This is a genomic window from Shewanella salipaludis, assembly GCF_012911865.1.
Lineage (GTDB): Bacteria > Pseudomonadota > Gammaproteobacteria > Enterobacterales > Shewanellaceae > Shewanella > Shewanella salipaludis.
The window spans coordinates 260,710-281,411 of the sequence record NZ_JAAXYH010000001.1 but is presented as its reverse complement, the minus strand read 5'-3'; the positions used below and the strand labels follow the sequence as shown (position 1 = coordinate 281,411).

15 protein-coding genes are annotated in these 20,702 nt (G+C 56.1%); 12 read left to right on the top strand and 3 right to left on the bottom strand.

The window, feature by feature from the left end; translation table 11 throughout:
• Positions 1-177 precede the first annotated feature (177 nt).
• From HC757_RS01145 to HC757_RS01135, 3 genes are read left to right on the top strand one after another with little or no spacing between them, the layout of a single operon-like run.
• Positions 178-2,112, top strand: a complete 1,935-nt coding sequence (locus HC757_RS01145) for a PrkA family serine protein kinase (RefSeq protein ID WP_169562421.1) — start codon at positions 178-180, stop codon at positions 2,110-2,112.
• A 59-nt stretch (positions 2,113-2,171) separates the two neighbouring features.
• Positions 2,172-3,440 (top strand): YeaH/YhbH family protein, encoded by a 1,269-nt coding sequence (locus HC757_RS01140; protein WP_169562420.1) that lies wholly within the window; start codon positions 2,172-2,174, stop codon positions 3,438-3,440.
• Positions 3,441-3,449: 9 nt separating this feature from the next.
• Complete coding sequence (locus HC757_RS01135; RefSeq protein WP_169562419.1) at positions 3,450-4,988, top strand: SpoVR family protein; 1,539 nt, start codon at positions 3,450-3,452, stop codon at positions 4,986-4,988.
• Between the two features lie 117 nt (positions 4,989-5,105).
• Here the strand turns inward: HC757_RS01135 and fadR are convergent, their stop codons facing one another.
• Entirely contained in the window at positions 5,106-5,822 is a 717-nt protein-coding gene (fadR, locus tag HC757_RS01130) for a fatty acid metabolism transcriptional regulator FadR (RefSeq protein ID WP_169562418.1), read from the bottom strand.
• Positions 5,823-6,128: 306 nt separating this feature from the next.
• On the opposite strand from fadR, the gene nhaB reads away from it, so the two are divergent.
• The 4 genes from nhaB to HC757_RS01110 all read left to right on the top strand — a co-directional run bounded on the left by nhaB (position 6,129) and on the right by HC757_RS01110 (position 10,942).
• Positions 6,129-7,715, top strand: coding sequence for a sodium/proton antiporter NhaB (gene nhaB, locus HC757_RS01125; RefSeq protein ID WP_169562417.1), 1,587 nt, complete (start codon positions 6,129-6,131; stop codon positions 7,713-7,715).
• A gap of 87 nt (positions 7,716-7,802) precedes the next feature.
• Positions 7,803-8,309 (top strand): disulfide bond formation protein DsbB, encoded by a 507-nt coding sequence (gene dsbB, locus HC757_RS01120; protein ID WP_169562416.1) that lies wholly within the window; start codon positions 7,803-7,805, stop codon positions 8,307-8,309.
• Between the two features lie 297 nt (positions 8,310-8,606).
• Positions 8,607-9,596 (top strand): ABC transporter substrate-binding protein, encoded by a 990-nt coding sequence (locus tag HC757_RS01115; RefSeq protein ID WP_169562415.1) that lies wholly within the window; start codon positions 8,607-8,609, stop codon positions 9,594-9,596.
• On the top strand, positions 9,593-10,942 hold the full coding sequence (locus HC757_RS01110) for a sensor domain-containing diguanylate cyclase (protein ID WP_169562414.1): 1,350 nt from the start codon (positions 9,593-9,595) through the stop codon (positions 10,940-10,942). Before HC757_RS01115 ends, HC757_RS01110 begins: the two co-directional genes overlap by 4 nt.
• 11 nt (positions 10,943-10,953) lie before the next feature.
• Here the strand turns inward: HC757_RS01110 and msrQ are convergent, their stop codons facing one another.
• Together msrQ and msrP are read right to left on the bottom strand one after the other, a co-directional pair.
• Complete coding sequence (gene msrQ / locus HC757_RS01105) at positions 10,954-11,586, bottom strand: protein-methionine-sulfoxide reductase heme-binding subunit MsrQ (RefSeq protein ID WP_169562413.1); 633 nt, start codon at positions 11,584-11,586, stop codon at positions 10,954-10,956.
• On the bottom strand, positions 11,583-12,614 hold the full coding sequence (msrP, locus tag HC757_RS01100; RefSeq protein WP_169562412.1) for a protein-methionine-sulfoxide reductase catalytic subunit MsrP: 1,032 nt from the start codon (positions 12,612-12,614) through the stop codon (positions 11,583-11,585). The genes msrQ and msrP overlap by 4 nt, the downstream gene beginning before the upstream one ends.
• Positions 12,615-12,869: 255 nt before the next feature.
• Here msrP and rmuC point away from each other — a divergent pair, with 255 nt between their 5' ends.
• The 5 genes from rmuC to HC757_RS01075 all read left to right on the top strand — a co-directional run bounded on the left by rmuC (position 12,870) and on the right by HC757_RS01075 (position 20,669).
• Positions 12,870-14,426, top strand: coding sequence for a DNA recombination protein RmuC (gene rmuC, locus HC757_RS01095; RefSeq protein ID WP_169562411.1), 1,557 nt, complete (start codon positions 12,870-12,872; stop codon positions 14,424-14,426).
• Between the two features lie 75 nt (positions 14,427-14,501).
• Complete coding sequence (locus tag HC757_RS01090) at positions 14,502-16,421, top strand: transglycosylase SLT domain-containing protein (RefSeq protein WP_169562410.1); 1,920 nt, start codon at positions 14,502-14,504, stop codon at positions 16,419-16,421.
• A gap of 80 nt (positions 16,422-16,501) precedes the next feature.
• Complete coding sequence (locus HC757_RS01085) at positions 16,502-17,410, top strand: AAA family ATPase (protein ID WP_169562409.1); 909 nt, start codon at positions 16,502-16,504, stop codon at positions 17,408-17,410.
• Positions 17,411-17,421: 11 nt separating this feature from the next.
• Positions 17,422-18,516: a DUF58 domain-containing protein gene (locus HC757_RS01080; protein ID WP_244622995.1), complete on the top strand. Its 1,095-nt coding sequence runs from the start codon at positions 17,422-17,424 to the stop codon at positions 18,514-18,516.
• A complete protein-coding gene (locus HC757_RS01075; protein WP_342343023.1) occupies positions 18,513-20,669 on the top strand; it encodes a transglutaminase TgpA family protein in 2,157 nt (718 codons plus the stop codon). Before HC757_RS01080 ends, HC757_RS01075 begins: the two co-directional genes overlap by 4 nt.
• Positions 20,670-20,702: the final 33 nt, after the last annotated feature.

Here is a 20,702-nt window from a genome sequence, read left to right as displayed (position 1 = left end):
GCCCGAGCCTTAATCTCGAGATAAGACATGGGTGCAACTATTGCGTTTGCAACTATTTGTCTTTGATTTATTTGATTTTTTTACACGAACACACAATTTGAGTCTAAGATTAACTATAGGAGGCTGGTTTATCAGTTCATCCACACCATAACATCACTTGCGTTTCAGGGGGTTACTATGGGCATATTCGAGCATTATCAAAAGCGGTATGAACAAAAACTCGAAGAAGAATACACGCTGCAACAGTTTCTGGACATATGTAAGGAAGATCGCAGCGCCTATGCGTCGGCGGCCGAACGCCTGCTGCTCGCCATAGGCAAGGCCGAGGTCATAGACACGGCGAAGGATCCTGTGTTGAGCCGCATCTTCTCCAATCGACTCATCTCCAGATACCCGGCTTTCGGGGATTTCTATGGCATGGAAGAAGCGATAGAACAAATCGTCGCCTATCTAAAACATTCGGCCCAGGGACTGGAAGAGTCCAAGCAGATCATCTACCTGCTCGGTCCCGTCGGTGGGGGTAAATCATCCCTGGCCGATAAGCTCAAGGAGCTGATGCAGAAAGTGCCCATCTATGTGCTCAGTGCCGACGGCGTTCACAGCCCGGTCAACGATCACCCCTTCTGCCTGTTCGATCTGACGGAGGATGGTCAGCTGCTCAAGGAAGAATACAAGATCCCCGAACGCTACCTGAAGACCATAATGTCGCCCTGGGCGGTGAAACGTCTGCACGATTTCGGTGGGGATATTTCCAGATTCCGCGTGGTCAAGGTCTTCCCTTCCATCCTGAATCAAACGGCCATCGCCAAGACCGAACCCGGCGATGAAAACAACCAGGATATCTCCGCTCTGGTCGGTAAAGTGGATATTCGCCAGCTGGAGCATTTCGCCCAAAACGATGCCGATGCCTATTCCTATTCGGGGGCCCTGTGCCGCGCCAATCAGGGACTGATGGAATTTGTGGAGATGTTCAAGGCACCGATAAAAGTGCTGCATCCCCTGTTGACCGCGACCCAGGAAGGTAACTACAACGGCACCGAAGGTCTGTCGGCCCTGCCCTTCAATGGCATCATCCTGGCTCACTCCAACGAGTCGGAATGGCTGACCTTTAAGAACAATAAGAATAACGAAGCCTTTCTCGACCGTGTCTATATCGTCAAGGTGCCCTACTGCCTGCGTGTATCGGAAGAAATCCGTATCTATCAGAAACTCTTGGTTAACTCGGAACTGAGCCAGGCCCCTTGCGCCCCTGGCACACTGGAAACCCTGGCACAGTTCAGCGTACTTTCCCGGATCAAGGTCCCGGAAAATTCCTCTATTTTCTCCAAGATGCGCGTCTATAACGGTGAGAGCCTCAAGGACACAGATCCCAAAGCCAAGTCTTATCAGGAATACAGGGACTATGCCGGCGTCGACGAAGGCATGCACGGCCTCTCGACCCGTTTCGCCTTTAAGATCCTGTCGAAGGTATTCAACTTCGATCACAGCGAGATTGCCGCCAATCCCGTGCATCTGTTCTACGTGCTGGAACGTCAGATAGAGCAAGAGCAGTTCCCCAGCGATGTCAGCGAACATTATCTGGAATTTCTCAAGGGCTACCTGATCCCCAAATATGTGGAATTCATCGGCAAGGAAATCCAAACCGCCTATCTCGAGTCCTACTCGGAATATGGCCAGAATATTTTCGACCGCTATGTGACCTACGCCGACTTTTGGATCCAGGATCAGGAATACAGGGATCCCGAGACAGGCCAGTCGTTCGACCGGGGCGCGCTCAATGCCGAACTGGAGAAAATCGAGAAACCTGCCGGGATCAGTAATCCCAAAGATTTCCGTAATGAAATCGTCAACTTTGTGCTGCGGGCGCGTGCCAACAACGAAGGCAATAATCCGCTGTGGACCAGCTATGAGAAGCTGCGCACCGTCATAGAGAAGAAGATGTTCTCCAATACCGAAGACTTACTGCCGGTCATTTCCTTCAATGCCAAGACCTCGACCGACGATCAACGCAAGCACGATGATTTCGTCGATCGCATGATGGAAAAAGGCTACACCAAGAAACAAGTCAGGCTGCTGTCTGAATGGTATCTGAGGGTGCGTAAGTCATCATAGTATCGCCATGACACCTGGGCCTTAAACCCGAGGCCCAGCTTATGGTTGGGGAGGTGCGTATGGCGAATTTCATTGACAGGCGACTCAATGCTAAGGGAAAGAGCACAGTCAATCGGCAACGATTTATCACCCGCTACAAGCAACAAATCAAGAAGGCCGTCAGCGATGCCGTCACGCGCCGCAGTGTGACCGACGTCGACAAGGGGGAGAAGATCGGCATCCCCACCCGGGATATCAGCGAGCCCATGTTCCATCAGGGGCAAGGGGGCGTTAAGGAGCGAGTGCATCCAGGCAACGATCAGTTTGTCCGCGGCGACCAAATCGAGCGCCCCCCCGGCGGTGATGGTGCGGGCGCCGGCAAAGGCAAGGCATCGGATTCGGGTGAGGGCCAGGATGATTTCGTGTTCGAAATCTCCAAGGATGAGTATCTCGAACTCCTGTTCGAGGATCTTGAACTGCCCAACCTGCAGAAGAACCGCCTCAACAAACTAGTTGAATATCAAACCTATAGATCCGGTTTCACCAACGATGGGGTACCGGCCAATATCAACATCATACGCTCGTTGCGCTCATCGCTGGCGCGGCGTATCGCCATGTCGGCCAGCAAAAAGAAATTGCTCAAGGAATTGGAAGAAGAACTGCTGCTACTCGAGAATACCCCTGGCTCGAAAGCCGAAACCATCATGGAGCTCAAGAAACAGATTGACTTGCTGAAACAGAAAATCGCCAGCGTGCCTTTCATCGACACCTTCGATCTCAGGTACAACAACTATGCCAAGCGTGAGGTGCCTTCCAGCCAGGCGGTGATGTTCTGCCTCATGGACGTGTCAGGCTCCATGGACCAGGCCACCAAGGACATGGCAAAACGTTTCTACATTCTCTTGTACCTTTTCCTCACCCGGACATATAAAAACCTGGATGTCGTCTATATCCGCCATCATACCCAGGCCAAGGAAGTGGACGAACACGAATTCTTCTACTCCCAGGAAACGGGCGGTACCATAGTCTCCAGCGCCCTTAAGCTGATGCATGAGATCCAACAGGCGCGCTATCCCGCCAGCGAGTGGAACATCTATGCCGCCCAGGCTTCCGACGGCGACAACTGGGCCGACGACTCCCCCACTTGCCGCCAACTGCTGGATAAACAGATCTTGCCCCTGGTGCGCTACTTCAGTTACATAGAAATCACCAACCGCACCCACCAGACCCTATGGCGGGAATATGAATCCCTGCAACAGAAATATGACAACATAGCAGTGCAGCACATACGGCAGGCCGAAGATATCTACCCTGTGTTCAGAGAGCTATTCAAGAAACAAGCGGTTTAAGGGGGCATTATGGGGAACATAGCACGCACACCACTGAGTGATGGACCCGAATGGAGCTTCGAGTTGCTGCAGGAATATCTGGACGAAATCGAACGCATTGCGGCCCTGTATCGCCTGGAGACCTATCCGAATCAGATAGAGGTGATCACCGCCGAACAGATGATGGATGCCTATGCGGGTATCGGCATGCCGCTTGGCTACACCCACTGGTCATTTGGCAAACGTTTCATCGAGACGGAGCAAGGCTACAAACGCGGCCAGATGGGACTGGCCTATGAGATAGTGATCAACTCGAACCCTTGCATCGCCTATCTGATGGAAGAAAATACCATGACGATGCAGGCGCTGGTGATCGCCCATGCCAGTTTCGGCCATAACAGTTTCTTCAAGAATAATTACCTGTTCAAAGCCTGGACGGATGCCGGCTCCATCATAGACTATCTGGTGTTTGCCAAGAATTACATCAGCGAATGCGAGCAGAAGTACGGTGTCGAGCAGGTCGAAAATATCCTCGACTCCTGTCATGCCCTGATGAATTACGGCGTCGACCGCTATAAACGTCCCACAGAGATCTCCTTGAAAGAAGAGCAACTCAGGCAGGAGGAACGTGAGGAATACCTCCAGAGCCAGGTGAACGATCTATGGCGTACCATTCCCCTGTCTCCCCAGGAACAGGCCAAAACCAAGCCTCGACGCTTTCCGGCAGAGCCGGAAGAAAACATCCTCTACTTCATAGAGAAAAATGCACCACTGTTGGATCCCTGGCAACGTGAGATAGTACGTATCGTCCGTAAGATGGCACAATATTTTTATCCGCAGAAACAGACCCAGGTGATGAACGAAGGCTGGGCGACCTTCTGGCATTATACCCTGCTCAATCGCCTCTACGACGACGGCAAGGTCACAGACAGATTCATGATGGAGTTTCTCCAGAGCCACACAGGGGTCATAGCTCAACCCAGCTATAACAGCCCTTATTACAAGGGCATCAATCCCTATGCGCTCGGCTTCAACATGTTTGTCGATATTCGCCGTATCTGCGAGGAGCCTACCGACGAGGACAAGGCCTGGTTTCCCGACATAGCAGGCAGCGATTGGCTCGACACCCTGCACTTCGCGATGCAGAACTTCAAGGATGAAAGCTTCATCAGCCAATACCTGTCACCCAGACTCATCCGCCAATTCAAGCTGTTTGGCATACTCGACGACGATCAGAAAAACTACCTGTCTGTGTCCGCTATCCACGACGAGCAAGGCTACCATGACATAAGGCGCATCTTGTCCCAACAGTACAACCTGTCCAACATTGAACCCAATATCCAGGTGCATGAAGTCAAAATCAGTGGGGATCGTTCGCTGACGCTAAGATATGTGCCTTCGAACCACATCCCGCTGGCCGATACTTGCTCCGAAGTCATGAAACATTTACACAGGTTGTGGGGTTTCGCCGTCACACTGGAAGAAAAGGATGACGAAGACAATATCAACGTCATCGCCAAGTGTCCGGAACACCTGGAAGAGCGCCGCAAACAACCCAGCAGCATCTAGTCGGCAAAAAAAATCGCTTCGCCCAAAGGGACGAAGCGATGTCTTCTCAAGCCTCAACCACCCCAGCGGCAGATTGTGCATCTAAGCCGCCAATTGCCTGAGTTAATTGCCTGGTTGTTAATTATCCTGGGCTATGCCGGCCGGCATATCATCACGCAGTAACTGCCACATCTTGCCACTGTTGATGCCATAGGTGCGCATCAACGCCGGCACATTGCCATAATTTTTGGCCTTTGCCAGCACTTCCAATTCCTTGTAGAAGTTCAGCGCCAAGGCTCTGGCTTCGGCGCTGGAGAAATAGTAACGCCCGACCCGGCTGTACAGGCCTTTGAAACCATTGAGGATCAACACGTACAGAGGATTGCCCGAAGAGAAGGCCAGGGTGTGATGCAGCAAATAGTCATATTCGGCGAAAGACTCGGCAGTATCCTCCAACTGATGGATCTTGGATAAGACTTCCACCGCAGTATCAGGGTTATGCCTCAGGGCACCGCGAAAATAAATGGCACTGACATTGGTTCTGGCCGACAACAACTGATCGACCAACACGGGAAAGCCTTCTGGGTTCAGGTCCGCTATGGTCTCGAGTATGTTCAAGCCTGAGGTTTCCCAGAAATTGTTCACCCGCGTCGGTTTGCCATGTTGGATTTTCAGCCAGCCGTCGCGCGCCAGCCTCTGCAACACTTCTCTCAAGGTGGTGCGGGTTACGCCTATGAGTTCTGATAGCTCTCGTTCAGCCGGTAAAATAGATCCCGGAGGGAATTTATTTTCCCAGATCGATCTTACTATGTATTTCTCTGCAAAACTTGCAGGTCCTTTGGCATTGATTATCATCAGCCCACTTATCCAGTTGTTAAGCATAGTTATAGACTGATCATACCAGAGCGGGGACAAATGAAAACCATTGCACCGCAATACGTCCCGGCTTAGGGCATTAATCTGTGTTTTTGTACAAAAAACATGCTCTCCGGGCGGAGTTTTGTTGCAAATAACACCAGTTCCCACCGCCAGGATATTTTACCCCAAGGCCGAAAGCCAAACTTAGCGCATTGAAACCATCTTTGCACTGGACGGAAAGCCACAGACGTAGTACAAATCAAGGACTTCATAACATTAACAATTATATTAAGTGAGGGTGCCATGCCGGTGACAATGAGTCAGGCGTTTATTGGGAACTTCTTAGGCAATTCACCTAAGTGGTATAAAACCGCCATCCTGTTCTTCTTAGTGCTTAATCCTCTCGTCTTTTTCTATGTCAGCCCTTTCGCCGCCGGTTGGTTATTGGTCGTAGAGTTCATCTTTACCTTGGCCATGGCACTCAAGTGCTACCCCTTGCAACCCGGTGGTTTGCTGACCATAGAAGCAGTGATCATCGGCATGACCTCACCAGATCAGGTATTGCATGAGATCCAAGCCAACCTCGAAGTCCTGCTGCTGCTGATTTTCATGGTGGCCGGCATCTATTTCATGAAACAACTGCTGCTGTTTATCTTCACCAAGATGATCACCAAGGTACGCTCCAAGATAGTCGTATCGCTGATGTTTTGTGTTGCCAGTGCCTTCCTGTCCGCCTTCCTGGATGCGTTGACCGTGATTGCCGTGATCATTGCCGTCGCTGTGGGCTTCTATTCCATCTACCACAAGGTCGCTTCTGGTAAGTCCTACGGGGCAGATCACGACCATACCACAGAGACAGGTGGGCAACTCAATGAAGAAGAGTTGGAGTCGTTTCGGGGCTTTTTGCGTAACCTGCTGATGCATGCCGGCGTAGGTACCGCATTGGGTGGCGTCTGCACCATGGTGGGTGAACCGCAAAACCTGATCATTGCCGCCCAATCCGGTTGGCACTTCGCCGAATTCGCCATTCGCATGTCACCCGTGACTGTGCCTGTGTTCGCTACCGGCATACTGACCTGTTTTCTGGTCGAGAAATTTAAAGTCTTTGGCTATGGGGCACAGCTGCCTGAAGCTGTGCATAAAATACTTCACGATCATGCGACCTACATGGATTCGAGCCGCACCAACAAAGACAATGTCAAATTAATCATCCAGGCCCTGGTGGGCGTCTGGCTGGTCCTCGGCCTGGCACTGCATTTGGCTTCGGTGGGAATCATAGGTTTGTCTGTCATCATACTGACCACGGCATTCAACGGTGTCACGGATGAACATGCCCTGGGAAAAGCCTTCGAAGAGGCTCTGCCTTTCACAGCCTTGCTGGCGGTATTCTTTGCCATAGTGGGTGTCATCATAGATCAACACTTGTTTGCCCCTGTGATCCACTGGGCACTGAGTTACCAGGGCAATACCCAACTGGGGATCTTCTATATCGCCAACGGCCTCTTGTCTATGGTCAGCGACAACGTCTTCGTCGGCACCGTCTATATCAACGAAGTCAAATCGGCACTCAACGCAGGTCAGATAACCCGGGATCAATTCGACTTGCTGGCGGTCGCCATCAATACCGGCACTAACCTGCCCTCGGTAGCCACCCCCAATGGTCAGGCCGCATTTCTATTCCTCTTGACCTCGGCGCTGGCCCCCCTGATCCGCCTGTCCTATGGCCGCATGGTGTGGTTGGCATTGCCCTATACCATTACCATGTCGCTCGTCGGCATTCTCGCCATAGAGACGGGTTTCCTGGAACATATGACACAGTTTTATTATGACAGTCATCTGCTTATCCACCACAGTGCCAAGGAAGTGCTGGGCACAATGTCCGCACATTAATCTTGGGAAGCCATTGAACTTTACAGATGGCTGTCAGTCGAAAAAACGCCCCCGGGATAGTGGGCGTTTTTCATATGGAGAATCCTTTTGAACCCTGTCACTCGATTTGCTCATACACGCAATGCCTGGCTCATCCTGACCCTCAGCGCCCTGGCGCTGGAAGTTGCGGCCCTCAGTTTTCAGTATCTGATGAAACTCGACCCTTGTGTCATGTGCATCTATCAGCGGCTGGCCGTCTTTGGCCTGCTGGGTGCCGGTCTGATGGGACTGGTGGCGCCGGGCAACCTGCTATGCCGCTGCCTGGCGGCACTGGTTTGGGGGATAAGCGCGTCGTGGGGATTGAAGATTGCCCTCGCCCTGGTGGCGCTACAAACCGACCCTTCTCCCTTCGCGACCTGCGCCTTCTTGCCCGAATTCCCCAGTTGGATGCCATTGCACCAGTGGTTGCCCTCTGTGTTTATGCCAACCGGCATGTGCACCGACATCCCCTGGATGTTCATGGGTGTGACCATGGCCCAATGGATGGTGGTCGCCTTCAGTCTGTACCTCATCGCCCTGCTGATCTTCATAGCTCCGATAATGAGCAAGAAGTAGCCGACGATAACCGGCAAGCATAGCCATGAGCATAGTCCTGAACATAGTCCTGAGCATAGCCAGGCCGGGACTTAACACCTAAGCTCATCCGCCGGGGAAAACACTCAGCCGAACCCGATTCGGCAACCAAGCCGCTCTCGCCAGAGCGGCTTTTTTATGCCGCTTATCGGCAAAGATAGATGGCTCAGCGATAACAAGTTTTGCGATAAAAGCTGCCATCACAATGAAAACACAGACATTGACTACTACACTTTAGCGGTAAATCCGCCACAATAGCGCCCATCGGAAACCTCTACCATGAAGAAAGTCCTGCTCTTGTGTTTGGTCGTCGCACTGATCTGCATCCCGGCTTATTTATGGCTGCGACAGGAGCCACTTCAGCCTCCCGCCAGAAAGATCAGCATCGCCATCTCCACCACCCCCTTATCGGCCCCTTTCATCGTCGCCAAGGCCCGCGGCCTTTTCAGGCAACATGGCCTCGAAGTGGAGCTGCAGCCCTTGGATGGCGGCCTGCTCTGCTTTCAGAAGTTAATCGCCCGCCAGGTCTATATGGCCACCAGCTCGGAATCTGTGGTGATGTTCAACAGCTTCGAACATGATGATTTCAGCGTGCTGGCCAGCTTCGCCGAATCCGATAAGGACATCAAACTCCTCAGTCTCAAGGCCTCTGGCCTGAGTCGCCCGCAGCAATTGGCCGCTAAGCGCATTGGCATAGTGGAAGCCAGCTCCAGCGAGTTTTTCCTGTATGCCTATATGCTCTTATCCGGTCATGGCGATCTGGGCTTTACCCAAGTGAATATGCCCGTCCAGGAACTCGCCTCGGCGCTGCTGGAAAAGCGGGTCGATGCCATCTCTGTCTGGGAACCCTACGGCCATCAATTGCAAAGACTCATGCCCCAGGAGTGGCTGGAATTCGATACCAAGGGGGTTTACTCTTTGTCCTTCAACCTCCTGGGACACAAGACAGATGACCCGGAGGATCTCCGGACCAATACCAGGGTTCTGCGGGCGCTGGCACAGGCGATTGATGTCATGGATAGCGAACCGGCGCAGGCCAAACGCCTCGTCGGCCAATACCTCGACATGCCGGCCGCCGAACTGGACGCCCTCTGGCCGGACTATGTCTTCAAGTTATCCCTGGGCAATGCCCTGATCGCCAACCTGCAGATGCAAGCGCATTGGGCCATAGCGACGGGCCAGGTCAGGGCCGGCAGCACCCCGGACTTCAGGCGGCTGTTGGATCACCGCGCCCTGAATAGCCTGCCTCTGTTTGCGCAGACACTATGAAGTTATCCAGGCGCCTGCAAGTCTCGGTCCTGCTGTCCACCCTGCTGGTGAGCTTGATCTTGTTCACCTCGTTAAAGCAGGCACAAATTCAGGCCCTGGCCGATCATCAACTCGAGCGCATCATCCGGGTCCAGTTGCAGATAGATGCCCTGAGTAACCGGCTGTGGTTATTACAGCACTACCGGGACAGATCCGCCTTGGATGAGGCCTTGGCGGTGCAGGCAGAGTTGAACAAAAAGCTCTCCCTCACCCCCATGATCAATCCAGCGCAGCGGCGGCTCTTAACCAACCTGATCCGGCTCAATGGCAACCTGGGCAGCCTGATCCGGCTGGCGAGCCAACAGGTCACAGGCGTCGATGCCGCCCAGATGTTGCAGGCAAGGTTCACCATGACGATGCAAGCCATGGCGGAAGACAGCTACCGTTTTCAACTCAGTGCAATGCAACACAGCGAAAAGCAGCGCATTCGCATGCAGAGCCTGCTCTTTACCCTCCTGGTACTGAGCCTGCTCAGCCTGACACTCTTCACCCTGACCATCTTGAGGCGCTTCAGCTCGAGCCTCAAGTCCCTCAATCAGGGCATAGCCTCTCTGGCCCAAGGCGATCTCAAGAGTCGGCTCGAGGTCGACGACACGGATGAATTCGGGCCCTTGTCGCGCCGGTTCAACGACATGAAGCTGACATTGGATCAGATCACCATCAAGCGGGATCAGCTGCAATACGAGGTCGAACAGCAGACAAAATTATTGACCCAACAACAGAAGAAACTGCAGTTCCTGGCCGACCACGATGAGCTTACCCAGCTCATGAGCCGGCATGCGTTCAAGTTGCATATGGAACAGGGGCTCATCAGATGCAAACGCAATCTGACCTCGGCCGCCGTGCTCTACCTGGACTTGGACAAGTTCAAACCCATCAATGACAGCCATGGCCATAGCATGGGGGATTTGGTGCTGGTCGAGATAGCACAGAGGCTGCAACAGAGCATGCGCCAATCCGATATGGTGGCCAGGTGGGGCGGGGACGAATTTGTCATCTGGCTCGAACCGGTAAAATCCAGGGCAGAAACCCTGACCGTCATCCAGAAACTCATCCCCCTGCTCTGCTCGCCCATTTTCATTGACAAACACGCCTTCAGCATAGACATCAGCCTGGGGGTCAGCCTCTATCCTCAGGATGGCAAAGACGCAAACAGCCTGCTGCAGATAGCCGACAACAACATGTATCTGGCCAAGGGCCAGCCCGGCAGCAATTGTTATTTCAGTGCCAGGGACGCTGAGCCGTGGCGCAATGCGGTGCTCGGCCAGGGTGAACCCGACAGTGGCGGGCCCAAGTTGGTCAACTGAGGACAATAGCCTCAGTTGAGGCGCGCTATCAGGCTTTTGCTGCGCAGCCGCTGCAACCATTTGGCGAAGGGCATGCGCCACAGCAGCAGGCCCCCCAGGCCGAGCAAGTACAGGCTGGGCTCGATGATCTCGGATTTTACCGACCAGTAGAAGTGTATCGGGGCCAATAAGGCCACCAGATACACGCCATAATGCAGTTGCTGCCAGCGACGCCCCATCTTACGCTTGACCCTATTGAAGGACGTCAGCGCCAATGCCAGCACTATGAGATAAGCCGAGGCGCCCACCAGAATGTAGGGGCGTTTAACCACTTCCTGCAGCAACAGCGACCAGGCAAACAAGAGATCCAGGCTAAAGAACGCCAGGATATGCAGACTGGCATAGGCAAACACATACAGGCCCAGCAGGCGCCGGGTTTGCATCAGCAAGCCCAGCTTGAATCCCTTGGCCAGCGGCGACACCAGCAAGGTGGCCACCAGGGCATTCAATGCCCCCATCCCTGTGTAGTGGATTATGTATTGCACGGGATCGCCGCCGGCATTATCCGTAAGCACCTGCCACAACAGATAGCCCAGCGGCAGCAGCGCCAGCAAATGAAATAAGCATTTCAACCAGAACAAATGCTTAGCTGTCAGTCTGATCAATAGAACTTCCTCAGATCCATGCCCTTATACATATGGGCAACGTAATCGCCATAACCGTTGAAGGGCAAGGTGGCGATGCGCCTGGCCGAGAACAGCCCACCGGCACCTATGCGCCGCTCCGAGGCCTGGGACCAACGGGGATGATCCACCTCAGGATTCACATTGGCATAGAAACCATATTCATGGGGCGCCAGCAGGTTCCAACTGGTGGGAGGCTGCTTCTCTGTCAACCGTATGCGCACTATGGACTTGATACTCTTGAAGCCGTATTTCCACGGCACCACCAGGCGGATCGGCGCGCCGTTCTGTGGTGGCAGTGTCTTGCCGTACAGCCCGACGGCCATCAGGGTCAGCTCATTCATGGCCTCATCCAGCCGCAAGCCTTCGACATAGGGGTAATCTATGCCGCCGCCCACCATGCGGCTCCTCTGACCCGGCATCTGCTCGGGATCATAGAGGGTCTCGAATGCCACATACTTGGCCTTACTGGTGGGACCGACTTTCTTGAGCAGCGCCGCCAGCGGAAATCCCACCCAGGGAATGACCATGGACCAGGCTTCCACGCACCTGAGCCGGTAGATGCGCTCTTCCAGCGGCAACAATTGGGTCAACTGCGCCAGATCCAGGGTCATGGGGCGCTCGACTTCGCCATCTATCCTCAGCTGCCAGGGATCGACCGAGAACCTCTGGGCATTTTCCGACGGATCTTGCTTACCCGTGCCGAACTCATAGTAATTATTGTGCCGGGTAACCTTGTCGAAAGGCGTCGGCATCTCCTCCGCCTGGTAATTGGCATTGGCCGTGTAATCCAGCGCTTGGGTCACAAATTGAGGCCGCTTATCGCCAAACACGTCCAGCAGTCCGGCATGTACAGATCCCGGCAGGCTGGCACCGACGGCACCAAAACCCAATGCCTTGATGATTTGCCGCCTGGCCTGGAATACCGCCTCCGGGGTCACATCCTGCTCCCCTTGCTGCCATGGCAGCCGGGCCAGTATGCCCTTGGTAAATCGCTTCTGCTGACTCAATGGACACCTCTTGTGATTATTGACTCGATGTACAGAGTAGACAGTCCCGGGACGGAAAAACTTCCCGGGCAGAGGAAAAAGTCTGCTTTTACAGGAAAACCGGCAACGGAAACAAAACAGACACCTGAATTTAACCAGATTAAAACAATCGGGGCCCGCCAGGCAAAAGAGTACCCCAATCCGGGGCAAAGTGCTTGAAGCCCCAGTGCCGGCATGCCAATCTATGTCCCACCTCTCATCATGCTTGTATTCTTTATGCCATTACCTCTCGCATTATCTGTCCCCGAAATAGCGGCCCTGGTGGCCACGGCCTTCCTGAGTATCCTGATAGGCGCTTTGCTCAATCAAAGATTCACCCGCCAGAGATGGCAGCAGCTCAGAACCGAGCTGGAACAAGAACTGCTGCAAAGCCAAAAGATCACGGATGACACCCACCAGGCATTGCAACAACAGCGGCAACTGTTGGAGCATAAGGAGGAGCAGCTCAATGCCTGCCAGGAAAAATTGGAGCATAAGCTGGCCCTGCTGGGAAAAGCCGAGGCCCAGGCCGAACGTCTGCCCCCCTTGGAACAACAGCTGACCGAGCTGCAGCGCAAGCAGCTGGAAACCCAACTGGCGTTGTCCAAGTCCAACGCCATGCAACAGAGCATCCTGGCCAAGAGCGAAGTACAGCAACAGGCGCTGCAGGATAAGATCGCCCTGTTGGAGTCGGCCGAGAGCCGGCTGACACTGCAATTTGAAAACCTGGCCAATAAAATTTTTGAAGAGCGCAGTGAGAACTTCAAGAACCAGAATGTCAGCCAGCTCGATGGGGTGCTGGGGCCTCTCAAGCAGCAGCTGGAGGGCTTTCGTCAGCAAATCCGTGAATCCTACGGGCATGAACAGGCCGAGCGCAGCGCCCTGAAACATCAACTCGAACACCTGAGGGATCTCAACCTCAAGATGAGCCAGGACGCCATCAACCTCACCAAGGCCCTCAAAGGCGACAACAAGCAGCAGGGCAACTGGGGGGAAGTGATACTCGAACGGGTATTGCAGGAAAGCGGCCTGCGTGAGAGCCACGAATATCATATCCAGCAAGATCTGAAAGATGACGCGGGCAAACGCTTCAAACCCGATGTCATAGTGCATCTGCCCGACAACAAGGACGTCGTCATAGACGCCAAGATGTCACTCCTGGCCTATGAGCGTTATTTCAACAGCGAAGATCCCGAGCTATGCCAACAGGCCGTCAAGGAACATGTGCTGTCGCTGCGCAGCCACATCAAGGGCCTGAGCCAGAAAGATTACCAGAAGCTGCATGGCCTCAAGAGCCTGGACTATGTGTTGATGTTCATCCCCATAGAACCGGCATTCCTGCTGGCGCTGGAGCAAGATCCCAGCCTGGTAAATTATGCACTCGAGCATAACATAATGCTGGTTTCCCCGACCAATCTCCTGGTCGCGCTGAGGACCATCAACAACATCTGGCGCTATGAATATCAGAATCAACATGCCCAGACAATCGCCAAGCAGGCCGGTAAAATTTACGATAAGCTTTGTGGGTATGTCGAAGACATGGACAAATTGGGGCGGGCATTGGAAACCGCCGACAAATGTTATCAGGGTGCCATGAACAAGCTGGCCTCGGGCAGGGGCAACCTGATCCGCCAGGCCCATTTGATGCAGCAACTCGGGGTAGATACCAGCAAGCAGTTGGATAAGCAGCTGCTGGACAAGGCGCTCGATGACAGCCTGGACACCCAGGCAGAAATGTTAACCGAAGACAGACCAGAAATCCCCGCGACACAGATCAAGGCCGTCATTAGGTAGCAAAACGCCGTGGCAGCCTGGCCCGGCACCCGTGGTTAATCGATAAGGAAATCGAATTTTGGAGGCAAGTTGTTAATGCGTAAACCATTAATCAATATGGTTTTGTCGGCTTCTATTCTGTTGGTGACACTGGCGTCTGCCCCCCTGGTGCAGGCCTTGACCATCAAGCAACAGCAATATCTCGATGCCAAGAAGGCATTGGACAAAGGCAAGCGCAGCCAATACCAGAGGCTCAGGCGCCAGTTGGATGATTACCCACTGGCCGTCTATCTCGATTACCACGAGCACATAGACAAGCTGCTCAAGCAACCCGCCTCCTCGGCCAAGGCCGGCTTGGCCCCCTTCAAGGGCCTGCCCCTGTATAACAGCGCCAGATACAGGTACCTGATGGCCTCGGGCAGCCAGAGGCGCTGGCAGGACTTTTTGCAGTTCGCCGCCGAGCCACCGAACAACACCCAATTGCAATGTTTCTATTACAGGGCCAAGCTGGCTCAGGGTGAGCATGCCGCCGCTTACCGGGGAGCCGCCAGCCTCTGGCTCAACGGCAACTCACTGCCGCAGGAATGTGACCCCCTGTTTCATGCCTGGGCCAAGGCGGGTCAGCTCTCCCAGACCTTGATCTGGGAGCGCATGTTGCTCAGTTTCGATGCGGGCCAGGCCGGTCTGCTCGGCTATCTGGCGAAGAAAGTCACCACACACCAGAGCTATGCCAAGAAGCTCATCGCCGTCTACCGGGATCCCAACAGTTTGCGTCACCGCCAAAACTTCAGTGCCAAGGCCAGCATACTGGGCGACGTGGTGGCCGCTGGGCTGCGCAAGCTGGCCAGGAAAGATCTCGCCCAGGCGGTGAGCCTCTATGTCAAATACCAGCAAGCGGGCCGCTTCAGCGATCACCAGGGACGCCAGCTCAACCGTTATCTGGTGCGGCGGGCGTTGATCCGTCAGGAGTCGTCGCTGAAGGACCACATAGATACCATGTTGCCGCTGCTCGAATCCGATGATCTCTATGAGATGCGCTTGCGCTGGGCCATCAGGGAGCAGGATACCCGGAGCATAAGCCTGTATCTCGATCTGCTGAGCGACGCCACCCTGGCCAAATCCCGTTGGCAATTCTGGTACGCCCGGAGCCACGGGGCATCGCCGGCCACCGAGCAGACGCTGAGTGCGCTGAGCCGGGAGCGCGACTTCTATGGCTTCTACTCGGCGCTGTCCCTGGCCAATCCCATCTCACTCAGGCAACAACACGCGACCCGGGAGCCACTGCTGGTCGACAAGTTGGCCGATGACCCCGGCCTGGCCAGGGTCAGGGAACTGCTCGCACTGGAGAAACTGCCCGAGGCCAGGGGCGAATGGGTGCTGCTGCTGGGCCGCCATGACAATGACATGCAGGCACAGTATGCCTTATACGCCCTGCAGCAGGGTTGGGACGATCTCAGTGTGCAGGCGAGCATTCAGGGGCGCTTCTGGAATGATCTGCCGCTGCGTTTCCCCTTCGCCCACCAGCAGGGCTTCGAGCAGGCGAGCGAAAAATTCAAGGTGGACATAGACGAGATCCGGGCCATCGCCAGACGCGAGAGCGCCTTCTATCCCTATGCCACCTCCGGCGTCGGCGCCAGGGGCCTGATGCAGTTGATGCCGGCCACGGCGAAACAGACGGCCAGGAAACAGGCGCTGAGATACGCCGGTCCGAGCAGCCTCTACTCGCCGGAGCTGAACCTGCAACTTGGCAGTGCCTATTATGCCCAGCTGCTCGAGGAATTTAACCAGAACCGGGTGCTGGCGACCGCCGCCTATAACGCCGGCCCGCACAGGGTCAGGCGCTGGCTGGCTGACTCGCAGGGCAAGCTGGATGTCATGAGTTTCATCGAGACCATCCCCTTCACCGAGACCCGGGAATATGTACAGGCGGTGCTCAGCTATCGCCTCATCTACCAGGCACAACAAAACAAGCCCTTGTCCTTATTCAATGAGGCCGAACTCAATTTCGGCTATTGAGCCAGAGCCATTTTCCCCTGGCTTAAATGTACGGCAAGCCCCATAGTTAGCCACAGGAATAGCTTAGGAGGGGACAGCAAATGAGCCAGACTGCCATTCAGGGGATATTGCATCAACTCGAGTGTGTGCTACTCGGCAAGCCGCAGCAGATCCGCCTGGCCCTCGCCTGCATCCTGGCCAGGGGCCACCTGCTGATCGAAGATCTTCCCGGCATGGGCAAGACCAGCCTGTCCCATGCCCTGGCGCAAACCCTGGGGCTCAGCTACCAGCGCATCCAGTTCACCAGCGACATGTTGCCGGCAGACATACTCGGGGTGTCGATTTTCGACAAGCACCAGGCACAGTTCGTGTTTCATCCTGGGCCCATCTTCAAACAGATGATACTGGCGGATGAGATTAACCGGGCCAGCCCCAAGACCCAGAGCGCCCTGCTCGAAGCCATGGCCGAGCAGCAGATCACGGTCGACGGCATCACCCACAGTCTGCCGAGCCCCTTCTTCGTCATCGCCACCCAGAATCCGACGGATCAATCCGGCACCTTCCCGCTGCCGGAATCCCAGCTCGACCGCTTCATGATGCGCCTCTCCATAGGCTACCCCAATTTGGCGGCCGAGCTCGCCATGCTCAAGCAAGGCCACAGGGAAACGGCGCAGGTGCTGCCCCAATGCATAGATCCCATGACCCTGAGACAATTGCAGTCACAGGTAGAAGCAGTGACGGCCTCGGATGCCCTGCTGCAATACATACTGGCGCTGGTGGAACATTCCCGCGCCCAGACAGAGAGCTATGGCCTGTCCCCCAGGGCCAGCAAGGCCTTGCTGCAAGCCGCCAAGGCCTGGGCGCTGATCCAGGGGCGCCACTACGCCGTCCCCGAGGATGTGCAGGCGATCTTCTCCCCCGTGGCCGAGCATAGGGTCCGCAGCAGCAGCCAACTGCAGGGCGAGGCGATATCCGAGAAGATCCTCGCCCAAGTCAACCCGATACGCTGATCTGGGCCCGGATGATGGAATCGACATCGGCCCAGAGAACAGGGCAAACGGCCACCAACCGCCACCAAGCCCCCGGCAAGCACCGCCGGCATGGTGCCTGGGCGCTACGGCGCTGGTTCGGCGATCGTTGGCAACTCTGGTTGGCCAGGCGACTGCCGCCGGGCCCAAAGATCACCCTGGACCACAGCCGGATATTTATCCTGCCCAGCGGCTTCGGCCTGCTGTGGTTGCTGCTGGTCCTGGTGCTCTACCTGTTCGGCACCAATTATCAGAACAACCTGGTCATAGGCCTGAGTATCCTGCTATTCAGCCTATTCAATACCTGTATCATCTACAGCTACCGCAATCTCGCCGGTCTCACCCTGGCATCCCTGCCACCGCCCCAGGTCTATGCCGGCGACACCCTCACCTTTCCCATCCACCTGAGTTCGAGCCACTCCAGCCATGAGTTGTATCTCAGGTTTGGTGCCAATGCTGCCCACAGGGTGCCTGGGGTGACCCGGGAAAAGGTCCTGGCACGGGTCACCCTGGTGCATCCACGCCGCGGCCCGGTGCAACCCGGACGCCTGACCCTGGCCTCCAACTACCCGCTGGGGCTATGCCGGGCCTGGTCCCATGTGGATCTGGCGTTGCACCACTTGGTGTTTGCCGCCCCCCGCAGCCAGGCACTGCAACTCGAGCGCCGTCAAGACAGTGACGACAAGAGCCTGACCCAGGGCAAGTCCACCATGGGGGTCAATGAATTCAAGGGGCTCAAGAGCTATGTGATAGGCGAATCCCTCAAGCACGTCGCCTGGAAGCAATGGGCCCAGGGGCGCGGCATGCTCAGCAAGGAGTTTCATCAGTTGCAGGGCGTGCCACTCTGGCTGGAATTGGGCCCCCTGGCGCCCAATGGGCTGGAGCAGAGGTTAAGCGAATTGGCCTGGCAGGTCGACCGCCTCACCGCCGATGGCCAGAGATTCGGCCTCAGCCTGGGGCAGCAGCGTTTCGGACCGGGCGAAGGCGCGGCGCACCGGCTCTTATGTCAGCGCGCCATCGCCCTGTATCCTTCCGACTCGCAGGACTCGGCAAGCGCACCAGGCTCAGGGCCAGGGGCGACCCCGTGAAACCCGAGAGTACCGGCGCCGCGGCGGCCGGGTTGCCGCCTCTGGGTCAAGCTCCGCTTCAGGCTCGCGACCAGAGTCGGCCCCAGGCGGGAGACATCATAGGACGCCAGACCCTATTCTGGCTGCTGCTGACCTATATCGCGATACTGGGGCCACTCTACAGGCAATGCACCAGCTGGACCCTGGGCATCTGTGCCATCTGCCTGGTATGGCGAGTCGGCATCTATCTGGGCAAGGTGGCCAGGCCGCCGCGGCCCCTGGTCAGCACTCTGGCCATAGCCGCGGCCCTGACCCTGGCACTGGTGGCGATGGAGCTTGGGGTGCTGAACGCCCTGGTCAACCTGCTGGTGTTGGGTTATGGCCTCAAATACATAGAGATGCGGGAGAGGCGCGACGTCAAGAGTCTGGTACTGGTCGGTTACTTTCTCATAGGCCTGAGCCTGATTGAGCACCAGTCGCTCTGGTATTCCCTGTACCTGCTCGGCGTCAGTGCGCTCAACGCTTGTGTGCTGCTCAGCCTCTATCGCGAGCGCGGCGGCATACCCGACACCCTGGCGACCGGCCTGCGGCTCATGGGCCTCAGCCTGCCGCTGGCGCTAGTATTGTTCGTAGTGCTGCCACGATTTCCGCCGCTCTGGTTAGTGCCTCAGCTCAAGAGCAGCCAAACGGGCCTGTCGGACACCCTGGGCTTTGGCGACATTCGCCGCCTGACCCGCTCGGCGGCGCTGGCGTTCAGGGCCAGCTTCGACGGCGATATCCCGGCCAACAGCAGCCTCTATTGGCGCGCCCTGGTGCTGGAAGATTACGACGGCAAGCATTGGACCCAGTCAGCCAGCATCAAAATGCAGCAACACAAGGCGAGGCTATTGGCGACGCCCGCGGCAGATGACGCCCTTGGCCTCACCAGGCTCAGGAAACCCGGGCCGCGGCTGGACTATCTGGTGATTGCCGAACCCAGTCGCCAGCACTGGTTGTTCGCCCTGGATCTGGCCCAGAGCCAGGATGAGATCCTGGTCAGGCTGCCGGATTATCGCCTCTATTCGCTGCAGCGGCTGGAGCAGCGCCGGGTCTACCGGGTCAACTCCTGGCCCTCTGCCCGCCTGGGCATGAGCCTTGACGATGCCGCCAGGGCCCGTAACCTGCGATTGCCCGAGCATGGCAATCCCGCCACCCGGGCGCTGGCCGAAACCTTTCTCGCCAGTTACCCCGAGCCCAGGGCGCGCCTCAATGCCATGATGCGCTATTTCAATCAGCAACCCTTCTTCTACACCTTGAGCCCGCCCCAGGTCGGGCCGCAACAGCTGGACGATTTCCTGTTCGAGAACCGCGCCGGCTTCTGCGTCCACTACGCCTCGGCGCTGGCCTTCATGGCCAGGGCAACGGGCCTGCCGGCCAGGCTGGTCACAGGCTATCAGGGCGGTGAGCCCAATCCAGATGCGGGTTACTTGAGCGTTTACCAATACATGGCCCATGCCTGGGTCGAAGTCTGGCTCGACGACGGCGGCTGGCTGAGATTCGACCCCACTGCCATGGTCGCCCCGGAGCGGGTGGCGCAGGGTTTCGATGCCAGCTTCGCCGCCGCAGACAGCTACCTGAGTGACAACAGTTTCAGCAGCCTGAGGTTCAGAACCTGGCCATGGCTGAACGCGCTCAGGCTCAGCCTGGCCAGCATAGATTATTACTGGAGCCTCTGGGTGCTGGGGTTCGACACCCAGCATCAATATCGGCTGCTGACTAACCTGCTTGGCGATGTCAGCGCCACCCGGGTGGCACTCCTGATGCTGTTAAGTATTGGCGTCATAGGCCTGGCCATAGCCTACAGCGCGGGTCTGCTGCGCTTCCCCCGGGACAGAGACCCCCTCAAACTCGGCTACGACAGGGTCTGCCGCCAATTGGCGCGCAGGGGCCTGGCGCGACATCCAAGCGACGGCCCCGAGACCTTCGCCGCGCGTGTCGCCATGGCGGCACCCGAGTTTGGCCGCAGCTTCCATCGCTTCAGCCGCAACTACATAGGGCTCAAGTACGGCCCCGACAGCGATAACGACCGCAGCGACGGCAAAGAGAGCAAGCGCCGCCGCCAAGCCTTCACCAAACAGGCATGGCGACTGAAGCTGCGGCTCATGCTGTTATCACCCTGGCGGGGATTAAAATAATGCCGCTATCGGCATTAAGACAGGGCTGTTATG